Below are 22,116 nucleotides of genomic sequence, written 5' to 3'. Positions count from 1 at the left end.
CCGCACGAGCCGGCCTAGCGCTAGCCGTCCCCGGGCCAGCGGACCAGGTAGGGATCCCAGCCGCGCGGTTCGTGCGGGCGTCCACCGACCAGCAGTGCCGCCGAACGCGGACGCACCCGACCGATCGCCGAGAACCCGGCCGGCAAACGCACGAGCGCCGGGAACACCGTCAGCAGGCCGTGGTCCTCGCCGCCGCTGAGCATCGCGTCGAGCGGGATCCGTTCGTCGTCCCGCTCCCCGAACGCGGACTCGAGCCGGCGCGGATCCAGGTCGATCGTGACGCCGCTCGCCTCCCCCAGGCGGGCCGCGTCGAGCGCGAGCCCGTCCGAGACGTCCATCATCGCCGTCGCACCGCGCTTCGCGGCCTCGATTCCGAGCCCGATCGGCGGCGACGGCGCCAACTGCGCGGCGAGCGCTTCGGGATGCTCGGCCCACAGCTCGCCCAGCGTGCGGCCGTGCGCCTCGCCCCGGGTGGTCGCGGCCCGGTCGAAGAGCAGGGAGAGCCCGAGACCCGCGAGCCCCAGGTCGCCCGCGTACGCCACCACGTCGCCCGCGTGCGCGCCCGAACGCAGCACCGGACGGCGGCCGCCGAGATCCCCCAGCGCGGTGACGGCGGCGGTGAGCACGGGAGCACGGCCCAGGTCCCCGCCGACCACGCCGCAGCCGGGCGCCAACGTGCGGCACGCCGCGTCGAGGCCCTCGGCGAGCCGTTCCAGGTACGCGACGGGCAGGTCGGCCGGGCAGGCGATCGAGACGGTGAGACCGATGGGTCGCGCCCCCATCGCGGCGACGTCCGACAGGTTGGTGGCCGCGAGCTTCCACCCGAGTTCGAACCCGCTGTGCCAGGCGCGCCGGAAGTCCGGCCCCTCGACCATCGTGTCGCTCGTGACCACGATCTCGCCGCGCGGACGCAGCACCGCCGCATCGTCGCCGGGCCCGACCGTCGCGGTCGCAGCCGGAGACAGCCGCGCGAGGATCCGTGCGAGCAGCCCCGATTCGCCGAGCTCCTCGACCGTGGGGCCGGTCTCGGAGCGGTCGGCTGACGGATTCTGCATGGGATCAATCTATCGGGGCGGTCGTCGGGTTCCGCTGTCCGGTCACCCGGCACGCTCAGGCTCGGTCCCCGCGGGGAGGCTACGCTGGACGGGTGCGATCCTTTTCCTTCCCCGCAGGACCTCGGCGCGCGTTCGCGCTTTCGGCAACGGCCGTCGTGGCGGTGGGGTTGAGCTTCGGGCTCACGGGATGCGCGGGCGAGGTGCCGATGGATCCGGCGAAGGACGCGAACAACCCGCGCTGCGCCGACGTGACCGTGCGCCTTCCCGCCACCATCGGCGATTTCGAGAAGCGCACCACCAACGCCCAGTCGACCGGCGCGTGGGGCGATCCCGCCACCGTGCTGCTGCGCTGCGGGATCGAATCGACGGGACCGACCACGCAGGAGTGCGTCGCGGTCGACGGCGTCGACTGGATCATCGATCGGTCGCGCGCTCCCCTCTATCGTTTCGAGGCGTACGGGCGCAGCCCCGGCCTCGAGGTGATCGTCGACTCCAAGAAGGCCTCGGGCACCGAGGCCGTGCAGGAGCTGGGTGCGGTCGCCAAGCTGCTCCCCCAGACCCGCAAGTGCTCCAGCGTCTCCGACACGCTCGACCTGTCGAAGCTGCAGTAGACGCACCCCGAAGATGAGGCGCCAGGATCGCGCTTCGCCCTGCCCTTTGGCCTGGCCCTTCGCACAGGCATTCCCGCTGCCTGGCTGACTCCTGTTCGGCTCCTCTCGCTGCCCGGCTTCGGCCTCGCCGCCTGATTGAGGTCTCTCTACCTGCTTCCTGCCTCACCGCCCGACTTCGACTCTTCTTGCGTTCCGCCCTGTTCACTCAGCCGGATTTGAACGCTCAGCCGGTTCCTCGGTGCGAATTCGTCCGGCTGAGTGTTCAAATCCGGCTGAGTGCGCAGGGCGGAGCCTCTCAACAGCAGCTCTCCGGCGCCGATCCCGACTCCGGCGCCGCCCCCTCCACCGCTATCGTGCAAGATGCTCGCCCCGTGCGATCGCACCGACGATGAGTTGCTGCACGGCCTCCCACTCGCGCATCACCTGGAAGTAGCTCACTCTGATGACCCGATACCCGCGCAGCGCCAACTGCGCGTCATGGGCGATGTCGGCATCCCGCTGTGCACCGGTGTGATGAGCACCGTCGATCTGCACCACGAGCCGGCTCCCGATCAGCAGGTCGACGCGACGCCCGTGCACCCAGCTCTGCTCGTGGATCGGCACACCCAGCCAGCGCAGTCGGTGTTTGACCTTGGTCTCGAGTCCCGAATCGGAGAAGGGCGTACACGCCTCGAGAACGCTTCGGGCGCGACCGTTGAGCGGTAGCGCAGCCATCGCGGAATGGTCGGTCAAGCCCCGGTTGAGCGCCGATTCCCAGACCACCAGCGCCTCTTCTCGAGGCTGGCAGTGAGCGACCAGGGCGAGCACGTTCTCCACCGAATCTTCGAGAACGAACGCGCGCCTCGGAACGAGCGGCCGGTGCCAGTGCACCACCGGAGACGGACCGCGGATCTTGGCGTTCCGGCGCGGTACCGCCACATGGTGGACCGGATGAGGATCCGTCACCCAGAGTCCCATTCGCTTCGCCTGAGTGACGCAGCTGAGCACGACATGATGCTCGGCGGCGAACAGCAGATCGGTATCCGTCTCGCGGAGCGCGATCCATCCCCGCTGCGGGCGAATGCATCGCCCCGAAGCGAGACGGTCCGCGAGTTCGCGGCGCGAGCAGCCGAGTTCGATCAGGCGACTGATTCGCGCGATTCCGCCGGTGGATCTGAGGAGGTGTTCGAGATGCATCGTCCCAGGCTGCCCGCGGCGCACGATTCATGCCTCGGATCAGTGAGATCTGTGGACGGCTTCCTCGTGTTCCCGCGTTGTGGACGGCGAAAGCTGCTGGCAGGCGCCGAGGCGGCGCGCGCATTCAGCCGGATTTGAACGCTCAGCCGGATCGCGGGAACGAAATCGTCCGGCTGAGTGCTCAAATCCGGCTGAACGCACGGCGGTCGCACAGCCAGAGACGCAGCAACGCCCGGACGCGCGAGCGTCCGGGCGTTGCGTTCTCTCCCGAGGAGCGGGCTCCGCCTACCGGTGCGTCTCGATCGCGAGCTCCACGAGCTCGGTGATGAGGTCCGTATAGCTGAGGCCCGATTCCTCCCACAGCCGGGGATACATCGACACGGGCGTGAAGCCCGGGAGCGTGTTGATCTCGTTCAGCACGGGGCCGTCGGCGGTGAGGAAGAAGTCGATGCGCGAGAGCCCGGCGAGCTGGGCGACCTCGAACGCGCGCACGGCGGCGTCGCGGATCGCCTCGAACTCGGCATCGGTCACCTCTGCGGGCAGCGCGAGCTCGACGCCGGCCGCACCGAGGTACTTCGCCTCGAAGTCGTAGAACTCACGTCCGGTGAAGACGATCTCGCCGATGACGCTGCTGGTGCGCGGGGCCGCACCGCCGCGTCCCTGCAGCACGGCGATCTCGACCTCGCGGCCGACCACGCCGGACTCGATGAGCACCACCGAGTCCTCGGCGAAGGCCAGGTCGAGCGCCGCGGGGATGCCCGCTCGCTCCGACACCTTGCTGACGCCGACCGAGGATCCGGCTCGGGCGGGCTTGACGAACAGGGGGTAGCTGAGGCCATCGTCGAGGCGCTCGGCCAGGTAGGGATCGCGTTCGAGCTCGAACCGGGTCACGGTGCGCCAGGGCGCGACCGCGATGCCCGCGTCGGCGAGCACCGTCTTGGCCACGTGCTTGTCCATGGCCAGCGCAGAACCGAGCACGCCGCTGCCGACGTAGGGCAGGTCGACGAGTTCGAGCATGCCCTGCACGGTGCCGTCCTCGCCGAACGGGCCGTGCATCATCGGGATCACGGCGTCGACGTGACCGAGCGAGCGGAGTCCGCCCTCCTGCTCGATCACCGTGAGACTGCGCGTATCGATCGACGCCGGCCACAGCACCCGGGTGCCGTTGTCGGCGACGGTGGGCAGCGCGCCCGCCTCGAGACGGAACGAGAGCAGCTCCGTCTCGGGGACGAGCACGGTCGCACCGCGCTTCGTGATCCCGACAGGGATCACGTCGAACAGCTCGCGGTCGATCGCGCGCAGCACGCCCGCCGCAGTGACGCAGCTGATCTCGTGCTCGCTCGAACGGCCTCCGAAGAGGAGGACGACGGTACGACGGGCGCTCATGGGCGCTCCCCCTTCACTCGGTCGATGAATCGTTTCCAGGCTCCGCGGCGATCGCCGCCGAGCGACAGTTCGGGCTGCGGCACGCCGTCCTCGGTGGCGAGGTGCGGGCCGAGGTCGCGCGGCGCCATGCGGCCGTCGAGCACCATCTGGACCTGCTCCACGATGGGCATCGAGATCCCGCGCTCGCGCGCGAGTTCGAGCACCGGGCGCACCGAGGTGATGCCCTCGGCAGTCTGCTGCATCTGCTCCTTGGTCTCGGCCTGGCTGTACCCCTGACCGATGAGACGCCCCGCGGTATTGTTACGCGACAGCGGCGACTGGCAGGTGGCGATGAGATCGCCGAGCCCGGCGAGACCGGACATGGTGGTGGGGTCGCCGCCCGAGGCCACCGCGAACTCGGTCATCTCGGCGAGCCCGCGCGTGATGATCGCGGCCTTCGTGTTCTCGCCGTACCCGACACCGTCGACGATTCCGATGGCGAGGGCGATGAGGTTCTTGAGCACCCCGCCGAGCTCGGTCCCGGTGACGTCGGTGTTGACATAGCCGCGGAAGTAGGAGGTCGAGAAGGCCGTGGCGATCTCCTGGGCGACCTCGAGCGAGGCGCAGGAGGCGACCGCACCGGTCGGCTGCTCCTTGGCGATCTCGAGGGCGAGGTTCGGGCCGGAGACGACGGCGATGCGCTCGGGCTCGAGATCGAGCACGTCGGCGATGACCTCGCTCATGCGCATGGTCGTGGTGCGCTCGACGCCCTTGACCAGGCTGACGAGCACGCTGCGCCGCTCGAGGTAGGGCTCCAGGTCCTCGAGGTTCTGGCGCATGGTCTGGCTCGGCACCGCGAGGAACACGAGCGAGGCCCCCGAGAGCGCCTCGGCGAGCGACTCGGTCGCATTGAGCCCCTTGGGCAGGTTGATGCCCGGTAGGTACTGGCTGTTGCGGCGGGCGACCGAGATCTCGTGCACGACCTCGGGGCGGCGCGCCCAGATGGTGACATCGCAGTCGGCGTCCGCGAGCACCTTGGCGAAGGTGGTCCCCCAGCTGCCTGCACCGATGACGGCGACCTTGCGGCCCCGGTTGGGGTTCGGTCGCTTGGATCCGGACCCCGCTGCGGGGGTGGACTTGGTGCTCAAAAACGCCCCGTCTCGCTCTGCTGGTGCTTGCTCGGATCCCAGCGCTCCGGCGGCGCCTGCTCGCCCCGCAGCTCGGCGAGCAGCGCGGTGATGGCCTGCATGAGCACCTCGGTCGCCTCGGTGACGACGCGCTGGTCAATCGGCCCCGTGCGGAACCGGCTCAGGTCGAGCGGCTCACCGACCGAGACCCGGATGGTCTTGCGCGGGAACGGGTGGATGCGCTTCGCGTACCGCGGCATCAGCTCCTGCGTGCCCCAGTGCGCCACGGGGATCAGCGGGATCCCGGTCTCGAGCGCCAGCCGCACGGCCCCGCTCTTGCCGCGCATGGGCCAGAGCTCGGGGTCGCGGGTCAGCGTGCCCTCGGGGTACACGATGACCCCCGCCTCGCGCTGGATCAGTCCGCCGGCGTCGCCCATGGGGTTGTTGCCCCCGCGCGAGGCGCCGGCACGCTCCACCGGGATCTGCCCCGAGGACCGGAGCAGCCAGCCCAGCACCGGCACCTTGAACAGGCTGGCCTTGGCCATGAACCGCGGCAGGCGTCCGAGGTGCCAGACCGCGGCGCCCATGGCGACCGGATCGATCTCGCTGTAGTGGTTCGGCGCGAGGATGAAGGGCCCGGTCTGCGGCAGACGGGACTCCCGAGTGAACCGGTAGCGCACCATCAGGGACCACAGCGGCAGGATCAGGGAAGCGAGCACCCAGAACATGGATGGCCGCCGCTTCTCGGCCGAGGAGCGGCTCCTCAGCTTCACCGTTTCACGCATGCATCAATTATCGCCGATGCCGCATGCCTCCGCTGACAGCGCGCGGAGAACTGTGGATACCGCGGGTTCAGCCCTCGTACACGAAATCCGCACCGAGCAGCCGCAGCTTCTCGATGAAGTTCTCGTATCCGCGCGAGATGATGCCGAGGTTCGTCACCTTGGTCTGCCCCTCGGCGGTGAGGCCCGCGATGAGGTAGCTGAAGCCGCCGCGCAGATCCGGGACCTCGATCTCGGCACCGCTCAGCGGCGACGGACCGGTGATGACGGCGGCCTGCTCGAACTCGCGACGTTTCACGCGTCGGGCGTCGTCGTGGAGGCCGTCCTTGTAGACCTCGATATCGGCGCCCATCTGGTTCAGCGCATCGGTGAACCCGAAGCGGTTCTCGTAGACGGTCTCGTGGATGGTCGAGGTGCCCTCGGCCTGCGTGAGCGCCACGACGAGCGGTTGCTGCCAATCGGTCATGAAGCCGGGATGCACATCGGTCTCGATGGTGACGGGCTTGAGCTCGCCGCCGGGGTGCCAGAAGCGGATCCCGTCGTCGTGCACGTCGAAGTCGCCGCCGACCTTGCGGAAGACGTTCAGGAAGGTCATCATCTCCTCCTGCTTGGCACCCCCGACGAATACGTCGCCGCGGGTCGCCAGCGCGGCCGAAGCCCAGCTCGCGGCTTCGTTGCGGTCGAAGATCGCGCGGTGGTCGTACCCGCGGAGCTCCTCCACGCCCTCGATGAAGATCACGCGGTTCGGCTCGACCGTGATGATCGCGCCCATCTTCTGCAGGATGCAGATGAGGTCGATGATCTCGGGCTCGATGGCCGCGTTGCGCAGCTCGGTCTGCCCCTTGGCGAGCACGCTCGTGAGCAGCACCTGCTCGGTCGCGCCGACCGAGGGGTAGGGCAGCTCGATGTTCGCGCCGTGCAGGCCGTCGGGCGCGCTCAGGCTGATCCCGCTCGGGAGCTTCTCGACGACCGCGCCGAACTTGCGGAGCGCCTCCAGGTGGAAGTCGATCGGACGATCGCCGATGCGGCAGCCGCCGAGATCGGGGATGAACGCCTCGCCGAGGCGGTGCAGCAGCGGACCGCAGAAGAGGATCGGGATCCGCGAGGAGCCCGCGTGCGCGTCGATGTCGGCGTGATGCGCCTGCTCGACGTTCGAGGGATCGAGGTGCCACTCGCCCGGGTCGTCACTGCGCGTGATCTGCACGCCGTGCAGCGCGAGGAGCCCCGCGACGATCCGGATGTCGGAGACGTTGGGCACGTTGCGCAGGACGCTCGGCGTCTTGCCGAGCAGCGCCGCGACCATCGCCTTGGGCGCGAGGTTCTTCGCGCCGCGCACCTCGATGCGCCCCCGGAGCGGACGTCCGCCGTTGATCAGGATCTCGTCGGAGGTGAGTCCGACGCGGGCACCCGCTTTCTGGGCGTCCTGCTTCAGACCGTCGATGGCGTCGGTCGTGCTCTGGGGGGTCTCGGTCTTCTGGCTCACGCGTTCCTCACGGGAAGAGTGGTCGGCATCCACGAGGGACGCTTGGCTTCGAAATCGGTGATGGACTGCTCGTCGCGGAGCGTCAACGAGATATCGTCGAGCCCCTCCAGCAGCCGCCACCGAGTGTAATCATCAATCTCGAACGGGACTGAGATATTCCCGGCAACGACGGTGCGGTTCTCGAGGTCGACCGTGATCTCGGCGCCCGGCTGCTCGTCGAGCACCGCCCAGATGCGCTCCACGTCGGCCTCGGCGACCTGCGCGGCGAGCAGTCCCTGCTTGCCGGAGTTGCCGCGGAAGATGTCGGCGAAGCGCGCCGAGATGACGACCTTGAACCCGAAATCGCGCAGCGCCCAGACGGCGTGCTCGCGCGAGGAGCCGGTGCCGAAGTCGGGGCCGGCCACGAGGATCTGAGCTCCCCGGTACTGCGGCTGGTTGAGCACGAACTCGGGATCCTGGCGCCAGTGATGGAACAGTGCGTCGTCGAAGCCGGTCTTGGTGACGCGCTTGAGGAACACCGCGGGGATGATCTGATCGGTGTCGACGTTGGATCGCTTCAGCGGAGCCGCGATCCCGGTCAGGGTGGTGAACTTGTCCATGATCAGGCCTCCACCTGCTCGTGCGCGATGCCCTTCGCGGCGTCTTCCTGCAGGTCCCACGGGCTCGACAGCGTGCCCCGAATAGCGGTCGCCGCCGCGACGAGCGGCGAGACCAGGTGGGTGCGGCCGCCCTTGCCCTGACGACCCTCGAAGTTGCGGTTCGAGGTCGATGCGCAGCGCTCCCCCGGAGCCAGCTGGTCGGGGTTCATGCCGAGGCACATCGAGCAGCCCGCGAAGCGCCACTCGCCGCCGAACTCCTCGACGATCTTGTCGATCCCCTCGGCCTCGGCCTCGAGGCGCACGCGCGCCGAGCCGGGCACGACCATGAGGCGCACGCCGTCGGCCTTCTTGCGGCCCTTGATGATGCTCGCGAAGTCGCGCAGGTCGTCGAGACGTGCGTTGGTGCAGGAACCCATGAACACCGCGTCGACCGCGATCTCCTTCATCGGGGTCCCTGCTTCGAGATCCATGTACTCGAGGGCTCGCTCGGCGGCGGCACGCTCGTTCGGGTCGGCGATATCGGCGGGCACCGGTACGGTGTCGCTCAGCAGCACGCCCTGGCCGGGGTTGGTGCCCCAGGTGACGAACGGCTCGAGCGCGCTCGCGTCGATGAAGACCTCCCGATCGAAGGTCGCTCCTTCGTCGGTCGGCAGCGACTTCCAGTACTCGACTGCGGCGTCCCAATCGGCGCCCTGCGGGGCGTGGTCGCGGCCCTTGACGTAGGCGAAGGTCGTCTCGTCGGGCGCGACCATGCCGGCACGCGCGCCGGCCTCGATCGACATGTTGCAGATGGTCATGCGCCCGTCCATCGACAGGTTGCGGATCGCCGAACCGCGGTACTCGAGCACGTAGCCCTGTCCGCCGCCTGTGCCGATCTCGGCGATGACGGCCAGGATGATGTCCTTCGCGGTGACGCCGGGACGCAGCTCGCCCTCGACGTTGATCGCCATGGTCTTGAAGGGCTTGAGCGGCAGCGTCTGCGTCGCCATCACGTGCTCGACCTCGCTGGTGCCGATGCCGAAGGCGAGTGCCCCGAAGGCGCCGTGGGTCGACGTGTGGCTGTCGCCGCACACCACCGTGATGCCGGGCATACTCAGGCCGAGCTGCGGGCCGACCACGTGGACGATGCCCTGCTCCTTGTCGCCGAGCGGGTGGGCGCGGACGCCGAACTCCTCGACGTTGCGACGCAGGGTCTCGATCTGCGTACGGCTCGTCGGGTCCTCGATCTGCTTCGAGATGTTGAGCGTCGGGGTGTTGTGATCCTCGGTCGCGATCATCAGGTCGACCCGGCGCAGCGGCCGGTCGGCCATACGCAGACCGTCGAAGGCCTGCGGGCTGGTGACCTCGTGGATCAGGTGCAGGTCGATGTAGATGAGATCCGGGTTGCCGTCTTCGCCCTTGACGACCACGTGGTCGTCCCAGAGCTTCTCGGCCAGGGTACGGGGGCGCCGTGCGGACGGCGTGGACTGCTCGGTCATATGTCTGCTTCTCCGCTTCGATTGCGCTGACATGCGGTGCTGCTGCGCGGGGTTCGGTGTTTCGGCCATGCCAGAACTCCGCGACGGGGATGACCGATGGTTAGGCCCCGTCGCGGCACGGAAGAAGCAGCTGCCGTGAACGCATGCCGGTCAGCTTACCACTCGGGAGCCCGCGCGGTGGTCAGCGCGGGCTCCCGAGAGCCGGGTGCCGTCGCTCGCCGGTTACGGCTTCTCGTGCGGTTCCGCAGCGCCGAGGTGGAGCTTCTCTCCGCCCGCCGCCGCTTCGCGCCGCACCTTGACGACGCTCGCGATCGTCGCGATCGCCATCGCCGCGACGATGAAGCCGAGCGAGGTCCACGTGTCGATGTCGGGCACCGGCACGTGCTCGCCGCCGTTGATGAACGGCAGTTCGTTCTCGTGCAGCGCGTGCAGGATCAGCTTCACGCCGATGAACGCGAGGATCGCGGCGATACCGTACTTGAGGTACTCGAGGCGCTCGAGCAGGCCGCCGAGCAGGAAGTAGAGCTGGCGCAGGCCCATCAGGGCGAACACGTTCGCCGTGAACGCGATGAACGGGCTCTGCGTGATGCCGAAGATCGCGGGGATCGAGTCGAGGGCGAAGAGCAGGTCGGTCGCGCCGAGCGAGATCAGCACCAGCAGGAACGGGGTGAACATGCGCTTGCCGTCGACCGTGGTGCGCAGCTTGCCGCCGTCGTAGTGGTCGCTGAACGGCATCACCTTCTTCACCTGGCGGATGATCCAGCTGTCGCCCTCCTCCTCATGGGCTCCCGGCTTGACCTGCTGCCAGGCCGTCCAGATGAGCCACAGACCGAAGATGAAGAACACCGCGATGAAGCGCTCGATGATCGCCGCGCCCGCGAGGATGAACAGTCCTCGGAAGATGAGCGCGAGCACGATGCCGATCATGAGCGCGCGCTGCTGGTAGGCGTGCGGCACCGCGAAGCGGCCGAGGATCAGCACGAACACGAACAGATTATCGATCGAGAGGCTGTACTCGGTCAGCCAGCCGGCGAGGAACTCGCTGCCGTGCTGGGCGTCGCCCAGCAGGAACAGGGATCCGGCGAACAGCAGCGCCAGCAGCACGTAGACGCCGACCCAGATGCTGGCCTCGCGCATCGAGGGGACGTGCGGGCGCTTGATGATCATCAGGAGGTCGACGAGCAGGATCGCGACGAGGACGACCATGGAGCCGATCTCGAACCAGAGCGGAAGTGCGGTGGTCAATGAATTCCCTTCGGGCGTGCGCGGGTGCGCGGAACGGCCGAAAGTCTCTTCCCGGTGCGACCCTGTCGGATCGCATCGCGCCCGTACCGGCCGGGCGACGGCGCCCGGCGTATTGACGATACGAGCGAAACGGAATACTCCCCTTCGCTGCGCACCAGTGTAGCGGGTCCGCACGCAGGCGGCTCCGATACGATATGCCGCGCATGTCCAGACCCGACGAGAGGATCCCCGTGAGCTCCCGCCCCGTTCAGACCCCGATCGAGCGCTCCGGTGCGCGCGGCCCCGGGGCCGCCTCCCGTACGCTCGCGGGCTTCATCTTCGCGAGCCGCTGGCTCCAGGCTCCGCTCTACCTGGGCCTCATCATCGCCCAGGCGGTGTACGTGGTGCTGTTCTTCGTCGAGCTGTGGCACCTCATCGAGAAGTCGGTGATCAAGGGCAAGTTCACCGAGACCGAGGTCATGCTGAGCGTGCTCGCGCTCATCGACATCGTCATGATCGCGAACCTGCTCATCATGGTGATCATCGGCGGCTACGAGACCTTCGTGTCGAAGATCCGCGTCGACGGCCACCACGATGAGCCCGACTGGCTGTCGCACGTCAACGCGAACCTGCTCAAGGTCAAGCTCGCCATCTCGATCATCTCGATCTCGTCGATCCACCTGCTCAAGACCTTCATCGAGGTCGGACGCATGGACGGTGGTCTCGTGAAGAACGGCAAGAACGTCATCTACTCGAACGACGGCGTGATGTGGGAGGTCATCATCCACCTCGCCTTCATCGTGTCGGCGCTCGCGCTCGCCTGGATCGACAAGATGAGCCACCACGCCGAGCCCGCGAAGGCGCACGCCCCCGCGCACGCGCCCGCGCCGGTCCTCGCATACGCGGTCGCACCCGCGGGACTCGCCGATGCAGCGGCTGCCCCGGCTCCGGCCGGCGCCGCTGTGGCCGCGGACGCAGTCGACGCCGACGGATACGTGACGGTGCGCGTGCCGGCGGGCACCGTGCTGCCCGAGGGCGCGCAGCGCATCGGCTAGCTGCGGGATCGAATCACACCGCAGGGGACGTCCGTTCGGACGTCCCCTGCGGTGTTTCCGGGGGGGGGCTCGGCTTCGGCCTCGGCTTCGAAAGGGGGACGCAACCGAGCACCGCCCGACCGGGGCAGCGCCGCACAGCGGCAGACACCAGGGCCGGGCCCCACAGCAGGGGCAGGCTCAGGCCCCGATGAATGCCGCACCCCCGAACACGAGCACACGCAGAAACAACGAAAGCCTCGCCCGAAGGCGAGGCTTTCGTTTCTCGGTGACCCCAGCGGGATTCGAACCCGCGTTACCGCCGTGAGAGGGCGGCGTACTAGGCCGCTATACGATGGGGCCGAGCTGGTTGCGCTTCCCGGGGCTTCCCCCGTGCCGCGGCAACTCGTATATTCTGACACACGGATTCAAAGCGCCACAAATCGGGCCGTGTTCCACGGCGCGTCGCCCGTGATTCCGCCATTTTTGCGAGCCCGGCCGCGCCCGGTCGTGCCCGGCTGCATGACCCGCCCGAAGCCCGACGGGCCCTTGGCTCACACGCATCCCCCGGGTCTAGGATCACGGCATGCGCGGATTCCGTCTCTCCCATGCCGGCCTGGTGCTCGAGCACGAGGGTCACGCCCTCTTCATCGATCCCGGGTCCTTCACGACCGAGGCCGAGCTCGCTGCGGCGATCGACGCGGTTTCAGCCGAGTCGACCATCGCGGGCGTCGTGATCACCCACGAGCACGGCGATCACTGGTCCGCGCCGAACCTGGCCGCGATCCGTACCGCCGCACCCGGCGCTGGCGTCTTCACGACCCGTGCGACCGCCGAGGCGCTGCGGGCCGCGGGGATCCCCGACGCCGTGGTGGTGCACGAGGGCGATTCGGCAACCGCAGGCCGTTTCGAGCTCGACTTCTACGGGCATCGGCACGAAGTGCTGCACGCGAGCATCCCCGTCATCGACAACATCGGGGTTCGGGTGAACGGCTCGCTCGCCTACGGCGGCGACTCGCTCGCGCGACCGCCCTTCCGCGCGGACGTGCTCGGCGTGCCGATCGGCTCGCCCTGGTCGACGATCGGCGACGTGATGGACTTCGTGCTGGCGAACGCGCCGCGCCGTGTGTTCCTGACCCACGACGGCATGCTGTCCGGCCCCGGCCTGGCCCTGTTCGAGCAGCGGGTGCGCGAGGCGCTCGCGACCACCGGGGGCGAACTCCTGGCGTTCCCCCGGCTCGGTGACGCCGGAGCCGCGCGCCTGGAGCTCTAGCGCCGCCGGCCGGAACCGGCCGGCCGCACCGGGACTAGCGCCCTCGCGCGGTGCGGTACCGGGCCCGGATCCAGAACCCGAGCCCGAGCAGGATCGGGAGCGACACCGGGAGGAGCGCCTGCGGGGCGCCCACCGTCAACGCGGCCAGCAGTGCGCCGATCACGGCCGCGCAGACGGGGCCGTCGAAGGTCCACACGAGCACGTTCAGCGCCGAGAGGTCGCCTGCCGGGGTCGGGATCGGCGCCAGCAGGCGCTGAGGCAGCGGCCCCTTCAGCACCGCGAGGATCCGCAGCTGCTGCCCCATCGCAGCCAGTGCGACGACGGCGAGAAGGATCGGCCCGGCGATGCCGACCGCGCCTTCGGCACCGACCGCACCGCCGGCACCGCTCCAGCCCGCGGCACCGACGATGATCGCACCGAGCACGGGCAGCAGGATCGCGAGCGCGCTCGGAAGGATCGCGTGCGCGGCCAGCAGGCGGCCCGGGGGCAGCGGGAGCAGCCCGGGCCCTCCGATCCCCTCGGCGGCGGCTCCGAGGCCGCGGCAGAGCGGCCCCAGTGCGGCGTAGAGCCCCGCGCCCAGCCCCGCACCGGCGAGCGCCGCCGACTCCGCGTCGGGGACCGCGCCCAGGGGTGCTCCCGGCCCGCCCGTCACGAGCGCGAGTCCGGCGCCCGCGCCGATCAGCGCGACCACCCCGAGAACGCTCCGCGCCGGAGCGCGCAGCGCACCCCGGAGATCGCGGAGCAGGATCGCGGGAACCGCGCGACGCGGAACCCGCCAGCGCCAGCGCCGCCCGACTCTCACGGGAGCCCCGAGCCGGGCCGCGGCGATCGCCGGGTCGCCCGAGAGCGCGAGCATCGAGACGTCCTCCCAGCGAGCAGCCTGATCCCGCAGCGTCCGCAGCGGGATCCGCGCGGCGAACGCCGGCGCAGCAGCCACCGACGCGAACCCGAGCGCGGCGGCTGCCACTGCGAGCGTGGAGATCCAAGCGTTCGGCAGCAGCGCGACTCCCGCCCCGAGCAGCACCAGGCCCGTCGCGAGCGCGGCGCGGACCCCGCGGCCGGCCTGCCCGGCGAGCAGCACCGCCGCGGCGCACAGGCCGAGCCCGCCCCCGACCGCGATGGCGGGCGCCCACGCGGCGGGAGGCGCGGTCGCGATGCCGAACATGCCGCCGCAGATGGCCCCCAGCGCGGCCGACACGGCGCACGCGCGGAGCACCGTCGGGGCGAGCAATCGGGCCCGCGACCCGGGTCCCGACAGCACCAGGTCGATCTCGGGCAGCGACGCGGAGGCGGGTCCCCGCTGCGCGCCGAGCAGCGCGCAAGCGACGAGCACCGCGCAGACCGCGACGCCGGCGACGCCCGCCCCCGCGCTGCCGAGCCTCGGCCACGCGTCCGCGAGCGCGAGCGTCGCGGCGCGCAGTACGGGCGCTACGACCACCAGCAGAGTCATCACGACGAGGTAGGCGCGGTACACGGCGCCGTCGTCCGAGGATCGCGTCGCGCGGCGAGCGAGGATCGCGCGCGCACGCGCACGGGACCCTCCGCCCGGAACGGAGCGCGGGCTCATCCTCCGACCCGCACCCGGCGGTCGGCGACGCGCTCCACGAGCGCCGGATCGTGGCTGGCGCAGGCCACCGCCGTGCCGCGTTCGCGGGCCTCGAGGATCGCGGCTGCGAGCAGCCCCCGGCGGTCCGCATCGAGGCGCTGCTCGGGTTCGTCGAGCAGCAGGATCTCCGCCGGCCGCGCGAACACCAGCGCCAGGTGCACGAGCTGCCGCTGCCCGCTCGACAGCTCGTGCGGGAAGCGGTCGCGGAGCGCACCGAGCTCGAACCGCGCGAGCGCGTCCTCGACCGGCCCCGCATCGTCCCAGAGCGCCGTCACCAGGGCGAGGTGGTCGGAGATCGTGAGGTCCGGGTAGAGCGCGGGCGGCTCGATCAGCATCGCCATCGCCCGCCGGGTCGCGGCCTCGCGCTCGTCGATCGGCCTGCCGCGCAGCAGCACGCGCCCGCTGCTCGGACGCACCCGGCCCGAGAACAGCCGCAGCAGCGTCGTCTTGCCCGCACCGTTCGGTCCGAGCAGGGCGACGCACTCCCCCGCGTCGATCGCGACCGAGGTCTCGGGCAGCAGCGTCGCGCCGTCGACGACGAGCGACGCGCGCTCCGCGACGAGCAGCGCGCTGCCCAGGCCGGCGGAGATCACCGGCGCTTCGCCTCCCGGCGATCGAGCAGCCGGTCCTCTTCGCGGCGCTTCAGCCACCGCTCGACGATCACGCCCATGATGACCCAGCCGCCGAGCGCGGTCACCACCCAGACGATGATGGGTGCGGCGATCCACGCGGTCACGCCGTCGATCGTGATCCCGCCGCGGAACAGCGTCGCGATCCAGAGGGCGAGGAACGTCGAGACGATCCCGATGCCGCCGAGCACCGCGGAGGCATAGCGCCGGGCCAGGTTGAACACGAACGGCGCGAGGATCGCCTGAGCGAGCGCGAGCACGCCGACCGCGACGAGGAAGCCGCCGAGATGCAGGTGCACGCCGTCGACGACCAGCGAGGCGACGATGAGCGCCACCGCGGCGAGCACCAGGTTCGATGCCAGTCCCAGCAGGAATCGGATCATGGACGCGTCTCCTTCGAAGTGTCTGCGGGCGTGGCCGCGGTCCTGGGCTCAGCGTATCGGAACCGGCGACGCGCCGGCCCGACCGGTCGACCGGGGTTCCTCAGCGCGTGTTCGGCCGCGCCCAGCGCGCCGGGAGGGACGGGCCGTCCCACACCTGGATGATGCCCCAGGCGACCGCCGCGATGAAGAGACACCATTAATTCTGGACTGAACTAGTCGCCCTCGTGGTCCGGTCTTGTCGGATCAGAAAACCAAATACAATATGAGCATGTGGATACGCCGTGTTTTTCTAATATCAGCACTATTAGCAACGACTCTGCTAGGTTTTTTCGCTGGTCACGTTTGGAGCAACGGGTTCTCCGTTCAGACATTGTCCCTTTTTGCCGCAGCAGTAACTGCTCTGGCGACCGCTGCAGCTGCCCTGTTCTCATGGCGCGCTTCTTCAAGCAGTGAAACTGCTGCCAGAGAGGCTACCAAAGCGCTCTCTTTCGCCACCAAGCCAAGCATCTATGTCGATGCTGAATCACGATCAGACCCGGATGGTTCGCCCTTTGTTCTTGTTCAACTTGCGAACACATCGGACTTTACGGCAAGCGATGTCCACTTGACTTGGAAGCTTCGCGACGGAACTGTTGGAAGCAGGAGCCTTGGCACGGTCCTAGCCAAGGATAATCTCTATGACCCAGAGAATCTTCGTCTTCCTCTTTCGCAAACTGACGGCGTGGACGAGTACATCGCGACGTACCGCGGTCCACAAACCACTAGAAGATGGAAAACGATCAGCCAGTGGACTTTTTCCGCAAGCGGCTACGCGTCAAAGGTGATCTTTGACGGAGAAGAATCAACGCACTGACGGCGGCGCCAGGCTTACCTACTCGTTGCAGGCAGAACTCCTCACGTTCAGCTCATTCAGGCTGATCCACTCACTCGGTGTTCGGCCGCGCCCAGCGCGCCGGGAGGGACGGGCCGTCCCACACCTGGATGATGCCCCAGGCGACCGCCGCGATCGGCACCGCGAGCACCGCGCCGAGCACCCCGCTCAGCACCGTTCCGATGGTCAGCGCGAGCAGGATCACGAGCGCGTGCAGCTTCAGCGTGCGGCCCATGAGCACGGGCTGCAGCAGGTTCCCCTCGAGCTGGTTCACGAGCACCACCACGCCGACGACGATCACGGCCGAGATCGGACCGTTCGCCACGAGGGCGACGAGCGCCGCCAGGGTACCGCCGAGCGTCGCCCCGATGAACGGGATGAACGACAGCAGGAAGGTGAGCACCGCGAGCGGCAGCGCGAGCGGGACGTGCAGGATCACGAGGCCGATGCCGATGCCGATGGCATCGACCGCGGCCACCGCCGCCGTGCCGCGGACGTAGGAGCCGAGGGTCACGACGGCCTTGTCGCCGATGCGCTCGGCGCGCGCGAGCGCCTCGCCGCGGAAGGGGCGCAGCAGGAAGCGCCAGATGACCGCGCCGTCCTTGAGGAAGAAGAACAGCACGACGACCATGAGGATGAGCCCCGTCACGAAGCTCGCGACAGCGCCCACACCCGCGAGCGCGCCCGAACCGAACTCGGCGCTGGTCGCGAAGTGCACGAGCGCGTCGCGCCACTCGAGCAGCTGCTCGGAGCTGGGGGCGAACGGCAGGGTCTGCACCCAGGCCGCGGCCTGGGCGTAACCCTCGATGGCCTGGTCCGAGAGGTCGTCCCACTGGTCGATGACCGCCCAGGTGATCATCCAGCCGATCCCGGTGAGGATCAGGACGATGCCGAGCAGCACGATGACGGTCGCGAGCGCGGGCGGCAGATTTCGTCCCCGCAGCCAGCGCATCACGGGCGCGAAGGTGCTCGCGAAGATGAGCGCGAGCAGGATCGGGATCACGACCGTGCTGAGCACGCGCAGGCCGAGCACGACCCCGGCGGTGAGCACGAGCACGATGATGATCTGCAGCGCACGCGTGGCGAGCAGACCGAAGCCGTCGCCCCAGGCGGCCCGCGCTGCGGCCGCAGCACCGCTCCGCGATGGCCGCCCCGATGCCTCGGGCTCCGGCAGCCTCGATTCGAGGTCGGCGATGCGCCCCTCGAGTTCCCGTCGTTCACGGCGGCCGAACATCACCTTGCCCTTCGTCGGTGGACCTGTGGTCCCCCAGCGTAGGCGGCACCGCCGACACCGCGGCGGCGCCTCGCCCGGCCGCCGCGGATCGGTCGCGGATCAGGCGGTGGCGCGCTCCGCGATGAAGGCGCGCAGCGCCTCGGCGTCGTCGGCCATCTCGGTGACGTGCTGCGGCAGTTCGAGCATCGCCGCGAGGTCGTCGGGCAGCGGTGCCGCCGCGCCGATCGCTTCGACCACGATCTCGGGGAACTTCGCGGGCTTCGCGGTCTCGAGCACGAGCATCGGCACGCCGGCCTCCTGGTGCTCGCGCGCCACCTTCACACCGTCGGCGGTGTGCGGATCGATGGTGATGCCGGTCGCGTCGTGCACGGCGCGGATCGTCGCGACCCGGTCGGCGTGCGTGCTCGTGCCGCTCGCGAAGCCGAACTCGTCGGCGAATCGGGCCTGCTCGTGCGAGAGGTCGAACTCGCCGCGCTCGGACAGCTCGGCCCAGAGCCCGCGCAGGCGGTCGGCGTCGCGCCCGACGAGCTCGAAGATGAAGCGCTCGAGGTTCGACGCCTTCGAGATGTCCATCGACGGGCTCGAGGTCGCGTGCGTGTTCGCCGCGCTGCGAGGACGGTAGACGCCGGTCCGGAAGAAGTCGTCGAGCACGTTGTTCTCGTTCGCGGCGAGTACGAGGCGGCGCAGCGGCACACCGAGCTGCTTCGCGTACCAGCCCGAGAGGATGTTGCCGAAGTTGCCCGACGGCACCGTGACCGAGACCTCGAAGCCGGCGCGCTGCTCGGGAGCGACCGCGTCGCTCGCGCGCAGCCACGACCACACGTAGTAGACGGTCTGGGCCGTGATACGGCCGAGGTTGATGGAGTTGACCGTGCCGAGCTGGTGCTGCTGCTTGAACGCGAGGTCGCCCGAGAGCTCCTTGACGAGATTCTGGCAGTCGTCGAAGACGCCCTCCACCGCGATGTTGTGGATGTTGTCGTCGGTCAGCGAGTACATCTGCGCGCGCTGGAACGCGCTCATGCGCCCCTGCGGCGACAGCATGAAGACCGCGACGCGGTCCTTGCCGCGCAGCGCGTACTCGGCCGCCGAGCCCGTGTCGCCCGAGGTCGCACCGAGCACGTTGAGCGACCGGCCGGTGCGCGCGAGCACGTACTCGAGCGACTGGCCGAGGAACTGCATCGCCATGTCCTTGAACGCGAAGGTCGGTCCCTCGGACAGGCCGACGAGCGTGACGCCGCCGTCGAGCTCGGTGAGCGGGACGACGCCCTCGGTCGGGAAGTTCTCGGCCGAGTAGGCCGCACGGCACATGGCCGCGAGGTCGTCGCGCGGGATGTCGGTCGCGAAGCGCGAGATCACCTCGGTCGCGAGGCCTGCGTAGTCGAGGTTCCGCCACGACTCGAGCGTCGCGGCGTCGACGCGCGGCAGCTCCGCCGGCACGACGAGGCCGCCGTCGGGCGCGAGGCCCTCGAGCAGGATCGCGCTGAACTCCGACGGCTCGAGGCCGCCGCGGGTCGAAATGAACTGCACGTTCGCTCCTTGCTTCGGGTCCCCGACTGGGGATCGCCTTCTATTGTTCCAGACGGTCGGCCGAGGTCACGCCGACTGGGCGGCGCGCACGCGGATGCGGCGGGCCAGGCGGTCGCGCTGCTCGATCACGAGCCGGCGCAGCGAGCCGGGCGCATCCGCGTTGGCGTCGAGCCAGGCGTCGACCGCGTCCGTGTTCGGGGCTTCCGGGAACAGTCCCAGCACGAGCCGCTTCGCGATCTCGATGCTGCGGGTCTCCCAGGCGGGCAGGATCCGCGCGAAGTAGCCGTTCTCGGGGTCGGACGGCAGCTCGCCGAGCAGTTCGTCGCGGCCGCCGGCCCGGGCGCCCGCGATGGTCGCGTCGAGGTGCTCGTTGCTGAGCTCCAGGTCGTTCCAGGCGCGCTCCCACGCCGCGAGGCGCACCTCGGCGTCGGACACGGAGGCCCGGGCCCGCACCGCCCAGGCGCGACCGCTGCCCGTGTCGTCGCTCGCCAGCTGGGTCGCGATCTCGGACTCCCCCGCGTGGCCCGTCGCGACGAGCGCGGTGAGCAGCCGCCACCGCAGATCGGCGTCGAGCGCGAGACCGAGCGGCACCGCGTCCTCGTCCCCGCGCATGATGTCGGCGACCCGCTCGAACTCCGAACCGTCGCGCTCGGCGGCCGCGGCGAACGCCCGAGCCCAGGCGAGCTGGGATCCGCTGCCGTGCTCGGCCGCGTCGAGCTGCTGCAGCGCGAGCTCCAGCTGCGCCCACTGGGCGTCGACCCGATGCTCGGCGCGCACGTAGCTGCGCACGGCGAGCGCGGCGTTGCCGAGCACCGTCTCGAGCAACCCGACATTGCGCTCGGCGCCCGCGTGCTTCGCCACGACGGCGAGGAACTCGCGGGCCGGCAGCTCGCCGTCCCGCGTCGCGTTCCAGAGCGCCGCCCAGACGAGACCGCGCGCGAGCGGGTCGTCGATGGCCGAGAGGTGGCCGGTGACCGCCGCGCGCGCGGGTGCGTCGAGGCGGACCTTCGCGTAGCTCAGGTCCTCGTCGTTCAGGATCCAGAGGTCGTACGCCCGGAGCAGCTTCGGGTCGACCGGCAGCGGGGTCTCGGCATCGACCAGGTCGAGCTCGACGCGCTCGCGGCGGATCATGGCGCCCGAGTTCGGGGCGAGCGCGTAGCCGCCGACCGCGATGCGGTGCGGGCGCGGGTCGCTCATCAGGATCCGCGCGCCCGGCTCCTCCGCCGCATCGGATCCGCGATCCAGCTCGAGCGTCGACAGACCGGTGGTCTCGAGCCAGGCGGCCGACCAGGCGCGGAGGTCGCGGCCGGAGGCCTCTTCGAGCGCGACGAGCAGGTCGTTCAGTTCGGTGTTGCCGTAGGCGTGATCCGCGAAGTAGCGGCGGGCCCCGGCGAAGAAGGCGTCCTCCCCCACGAAGGCCACGAGCTGCTTCAGCACCGCCGCGCCCTTGGCGTAGGTGATGCCGTCGAAGTTCAGCTTCGCGGCCTCCAGATCGGGGATATCGGCGACGATGGGGTGCGTGGTCGGCATCTGATCCTGCTCGACGGCCCACGCCTTGCGGCGGTTCGCGAAGGTCACGAACGCGTCGGTGAAGCGCGTGGCGCGCGACGCGGCGAACGCGCCCATGAAGTCGGCGAACGACTCCTTGAGCCACAGGTCGTCCCACCAGCGCATCGTCACGAGATCGCCGAACCACATGTGCGCCATCTCGTGCAGGATCGTGTTCGCACGGCCTTCGCGCTGCGACTCGGTCGCGGCGCCGCGGAACACGTAGGACTCGGTGAAGGTCACGAGTCCCGGGTTCTCCATCGCGCCGAGGTTGTACTCGGGCACGAAGATCTGGTCGTAGACGCCCCACGGGTAGTCGAAGCCGAAGCGCTCGTGGAAGAAGTCGAGGCCCTGCTTCGTGACCTCGAGGATCTCGTCGGCGTCGAGGTGCTCGGCGAGCGAGGCTCGGCAGTAGACGCCGAGCGGGATCTCGAGGGAGCCGTCGCCCTTGGTCCAGGAATCGCGGACGCCGAAGTACGGCCCGGCGGCGACGGCCGTGATGTAGCTCGAGATCGGCTTCGTCGGCGCGAACTCGACCGGGGCGTCGGCCACCCGCTCCCCTGTCGGGACCGTGTTCGAGAGCACGGTCCAGGCCTCGGGTGCTCGCACCGAGAACGCGATCTCGGCCTTCAGATCGGGCTGCTCGAAGCAGGCCATCACCCGGCGGGCGTCCGCCGGCTCGTACTGGGTGTAGAGATAGGTCTCGCCGTCGGCCGGGTCGACGTAGCGGTGCAGGCCCTCGCCGCTGCGGCTGTAGACGCCGAGCGCTTCGACGCGCACCACCGCGGCGGCGGCAGCTTCGGCGGTACCGCCGAGGCCGTCGATGCGGATGCGGGCTCCGTCGTAGCGGACCGGCTGCTCGTCGCCGTTCACCTCGACCCGGCCCACCGAATCGCCGATGAAGTCGATCCAGGTGGCGTCGGTGCGCGCGTCGAACTCGAGGGTGGTGACGGTCGGGAACACGGCGACGGCGGGGTCCGGCGCGGCCGTGACATCGAGCTCGACGCGGATCCGGTGCAGGTCGATCACCGCGGCGCGCTCGGCGGTCTCGGTGCGACCGAGATTCGCCGACGCGCTCGCGGAACGGAGTTCGGAAGTCATACCCCCATCGTGT

The 22,116-nt window shown here is 69.8% G+C and carries 19 protein-coding genes and 1 tRNA gene; 4 read left to right on the top strand and 16 right to left on the bottom strand.

Going from position 1 to position 22,116, the window contains the following annotated elements; translation table 11 throughout:
* Positions 1 to 20: 20 nt before the first annotated feature.
* Positions 21 to 1,055 (bottom strand): thiamine-phosphate kinase, encoded by a 1,035-nt coding sequence (gene thiL / locus BMH31_RS04540; protein ID WP_099724252.1) that lies wholly within the window; start codon positions 1,053 to 1,055, stop codon positions 21 to 23.
* A gap of 92 nt (positions 1,056 to 1,147) precedes the next feature.
* Between thiL and BMH31_RS04535 the strand changes: the two genes are divergently transcribed.
* Positions 1,148 to 1,666: a DUF3515 domain-containing protein gene (locus BMH31_RS04535; RefSeq protein WP_241898131.1), complete on the top strand. Its 519-nt coding sequence runs from the start codon at positions 1,148 to 1,150 to the stop codon at positions 1,664 to 1,666.
* A 348-nt stretch (positions 1,667 to 2,014) separates the two neighbouring features.
* On the opposite strand, the gene BMH31_RS04530 is transcribed toward BMH31_RS04535, so the two are convergent.
* The 8 genes from BMH31_RS04530 to BMH31_RS04495 all read right to left on the bottom strand — a co-directional run bounded on the left by BMH31_RS04530 (position 2,015) and on the right by BMH31_RS04495 (position 10,921).
* Entirely contained in the window at positions 2,015 to 2,842 is an 828-nt protein-coding gene (locus BMH31_RS04530) for a DUF559 domain-containing protein (protein WP_099724254.1), read from the bottom strand.
* A 285-nt stretch (positions 2,843 to 3,127) separates the two neighbouring features.
* Positions 3,128 to 4,228, bottom strand: coding sequence for a D-alanine--D-alanine ligase family protein (locus tag BMH31_RS04525; RefSeq protein ID WP_099724255.1), 1,101 nt, complete (start codon positions 4,226 to 4,228; stop codon positions 3,128 to 3,130).
* Positions 4,225 to 5,355, bottom strand: a complete 1,131-nt coding sequence (locus BMH31_RS04520; RefSeq protein WP_099724256.1) for an NAD(P)H-dependent glycerol-3-phosphate dehydrogenase — start codon at positions 5,353 to 5,355, stop codon at positions 4,225 to 4,227. The genes BMH31_RS04525 and BMH31_RS04520 overlap by 4 nt, the downstream gene beginning before the upstream one ends.
* Positions 5,352 to 6,119, bottom strand: a complete 768-nt coding sequence (locus BMH31_RS04515; RefSeq protein WP_199068308.1) for a lysophospholipid acyltransferase family protein — start codon at positions 6,117 to 6,119, stop codon at positions 5,352 to 5,354. The genes BMH31_RS04520 and BMH31_RS04515 overlap by 4 nt, the downstream gene beginning before the upstream one ends.
* A gap of 67 nt (positions 6,120 to 6,186) precedes the next feature.
* Entirely contained in the window at positions 6,187 to 7,557 is a 1,371-nt protein-coding gene (gene murA / locus BMH31_RS04510) for a UDP-N-acetylglucosamine 1-carboxyvinyltransferase (protein ID WP_099724464.1), read from the bottom strand.
* Between the two features lie 38 nt (positions 7,558 to 7,595).
* On the bottom strand, positions 7,596 to 8,198 hold the full coding sequence (gene leuD / locus BMH31_RS04505; protein WP_099724257.1) for a 3-isopropylmalate dehydratase small subunit: 603 nt from the start codon (positions 8,196 to 8,198) through the stop codon (positions 7,596 to 7,598).
* Between the two features lie 2 nt (positions 8,199 to 8,200).
* A complete protein-coding gene (leuC, locus tag BMH31_RS04500) occupies positions 8,201 to 9,676 on the bottom strand; it encodes a 3-isopropylmalate dehydratase large subunit (protein WP_099724258.1) in 1,476 nt (491 codons plus the stop codon).
* Positions 9,677 to 9,898: 222 nt separating this feature from the next.
* Positions 9,899 to 10,921: a TerC/Alx family metal homeostasis membrane protein gene (locus tag BMH31_RS04495; RefSeq protein ID WP_099724259.1), complete on the bottom strand. Its 1,023-nt coding sequence runs from the start codon at positions 10,919 to 10,921 to the stop codon at positions 9,899 to 9,901.
* 203 nt (positions 10,922 to 11,124) lie between these two features.
* On the opposite strand from BMH31_RS04495, the gene BMH31_RS04490 reads away from it, so the two are divergent.
* Positions 11,125 to 11,955 carry a TIGR00645 family protein gene (locus BMH31_RS04490; protein ID WP_099724260.1) on the top strand — a complete coding sequence of 277 codons (831 nt, stop codon included), beginning with the start codon at positions 11,125 to 11,127 and terminating at the stop codon, positions 11,953 to 11,955.
* Positions 11,956 to 12,221: 266 nt separating this feature from the next.
* On the opposite strand, the gene BMH31_RS04485 is transcribed toward BMH31_RS04490, so the two are convergent.
* Positions 12,222 to 12,294: transfer RNA gene (locus BMH31_RS04485), tRNA-Glu, on the bottom strand.
* Between the two features lie 223 nt (positions 12,295 to 12,517).
* Here BMH31_RS04485 and BMH31_RS04480 point away from each other — a divergent pair.
* Positions 12,518 to 13,204: an MBL fold metallo-hydrolase gene (locus tag BMH31_RS04480; protein WP_099724261.1), complete on the top strand. Its 687-nt coding sequence runs from the start codon at positions 12,518 to 12,520 to the stop codon at positions 13,202 to 13,204.
* A gap of 34 nt (positions 13,205 to 13,238) precedes the next feature.
* Here BMH31_RS04480 and BMH31_RS04475 read toward each other — a convergent pair whose 3' ends face one another.
* From BMH31_RS04475 to BMH31_RS04465, 3 genes are read right to left on the bottom strand one after another with little or no spacing between them, the layout of a single operon-like run.
* Positions 13,239 to 14,771, bottom strand: coding sequence for a hypothetical protein (locus BMH31_RS04475; RefSeq protein WP_099724262.1), 1,533 nt, complete (start codon positions 14,769 to 14,771; stop codon positions 13,239 to 13,241).
* Complete coding sequence (locus tag BMH31_RS04470) at positions 14,768 to 15,403, bottom strand: ABC transporter ATP-binding protein (protein ID WP_241898130.1); 636 nt, start codon at positions 15,401 to 15,403, stop codon at positions 14,768 to 14,770. The genes BMH31_RS04475 and BMH31_RS04470 overlap by 4 nt, the downstream gene beginning before the upstream one ends.
* The gene (locus tag BMH31_RS04465; RefSeq protein ID WP_099724263.1) at positions 15,400 to 15,822 is read right to left on the bottom strand and encodes a phage holin family protein; all 423 of its coding nucleotides are present in this window, start codon (positions 15,820 to 15,822) and stop codon (positions 15,400 to 15,402) included. The genes BMH31_RS04470 and BMH31_RS04465 overlap by 4 nt, the downstream gene beginning before the upstream one ends.
* 268 nt (positions 15,823 to 16,090) lie before the next feature.
* Here BMH31_RS04465 and BMH31_RS15315 point away from each other — a divergent pair, with 268 nt between their 5' ends.
* The gene (locus BMH31_RS15315; protein WP_143469790.1) at positions 16,091 to 16,675 is read left to right on the top strand and encodes a hypothetical protein; all 585 of its coding nucleotides are present in this window, start codon (positions 16,091 to 16,093) and stop codon (positions 16,673 to 16,675) included.
* 70 nt (positions 16,676 to 16,745) lie between these two features.
* Here the strand turns inward: BMH31_RS15315 and BMH31_RS04460 are convergent, their stop codons facing one another.
* The 3 genes from BMH31_RS04460 to pepN form a co-directional block, all read right to left on the bottom strand.
* Positions 16,746 to 17,927 carry an AI-2E family transporter gene (locus BMH31_RS04460; RefSeq protein WP_099724264.1) on the bottom strand — a complete coding sequence of 394 codons (1,182 nt, stop codon included), beginning with the start codon at positions 17,925 to 17,927 and terminating at the stop codon, positions 16,746 to 16,748.
* Positions 17,928 to 18,026: 99 nt separating this feature from the next.
* Entirely contained in the window at positions 18,027 to 19,454 is a 1,428-nt protein-coding gene (thrC, locus tag BMH31_RS04455) for a threonine synthase (RefSeq protein ID WP_099724265.1), read from the bottom strand.
* A gap of 66 nt (positions 19,455 to 19,520) precedes the next feature.
* On the bottom strand, positions 19,521 to 22,103 hold the full coding sequence (gene pepN / locus BMH31_RS04450; protein WP_099724266.1) for an aminopeptidase N: 2,583 nt from the start codon (positions 22,101 to 22,103) through the stop codon (positions 19,521 to 19,523).
* Positions 22,104 to 22,116 lie beyond the last annotated feature (13 nt).

This window comes from Leucobacter sp. OLIS6 (genome assembly GCF_002752355.1).
Taxonomy (GTDB): Bacteria; Actinomycetota; Actinomycetes; order Actinomycetales; family Microbacteriaceae; genus Leucobacter.
The sequence above is the reverse complement of the archived record's forward strand: the minus strand, read 5'-3'. Positions and strand labels throughout refer to the sequence as shown.

Bases quoted from the DNA above. Each gene is read 5' to 3' on its own strand.
- thiL (WP_099724252.1), bottom strand. From the start codon at position 1,055: ATGCAGAATCCGTCAGCCGACCGCTCCGAGACCGGCCCCACGGTCGAG.
- BMH31_RS04530 (WP_099724254.1), bottom strand. From the start codon at position 2,842: ATGCATCTCGAACACCTCCTCAGATCCACCGGCGGAATCGCGCGAATC.
- BMH31_RS04525 (WP_099724255.1), bottom strand. From the start codon at position 4,228: ATGAGCGCCCGTCGTACCGTCGTCCTCCTCTTCGGAGGCCGTTCGAGC.
- BMH31_RS04515 (WP_199068308.1), bottom strand. From the start codon at position 6,119: ATGCGTGAAACGGTGAAGCTGAGGAGCCGCTCCTCGGCCGAGAAGCGG.
- leuD (WP_099724257.1), bottom strand. From the start codon at position 8,198: ATGGACAAGTTCACCACCCTGACCGGGATCGCGGCTCCGCTGAAGCGA.
- leuC (WP_099724258.1), bottom strand. From the start codon at position 9,676: ATGACCGAGCAGTCCACGCCGTCCGCACGGCGCCCCCGTACCCTGGCC.
- BMH31_RS04490 (WP_099724260.1), top strand. From the start codon at position 11,125: ATGTCCAGACCCGACGAGAGGATCCCCGTGAGCTCCCGCCCCGTTCAG.
- BMH31_RS04480 (WP_099724261.1), top strand. From the start codon at position 12,518: ATGCGCGGATTCCGTCTCTCCCATGCCGGCCTGGTGCTCGAGCACGAG.
- BMH31_RS04475 (WP_099724262.1), bottom strand. From the start codon at position 14,771: ATGAGCCCGCGCTCCGTTCCGGGCGGAGGGTCCCGTGCGCGTGCGCGC.
- BMH31_RS04465 (WP_099724263.1), bottom strand. From the start codon at position 15,822: ATGATCCGATTCCTGCTGGGACTGGCATCGAACCTGGTGCTCGCCGCG.
- BMH31_RS15315 (WP_143469790.1), top strand. From the start codon at position 16,091: ATGTGGATACGCCGTGTTTTTCTAATATCAGCACTATTAGCAACGACT.
- BMH31_RS04460 (WP_099724264.1), bottom strand. From the start codon at position 17,927: ATGTTCGGCCGCCGTGAACGACGGGAACTCGAGGGGCGCATCGCCGAC.
- pepN (WP_099724266.1), bottom strand. From the start codon at position 22,103: ATGACTTCCGAACTCCGTTCCGCGAGCGCGTCGGCGAATCTCGGTCGC.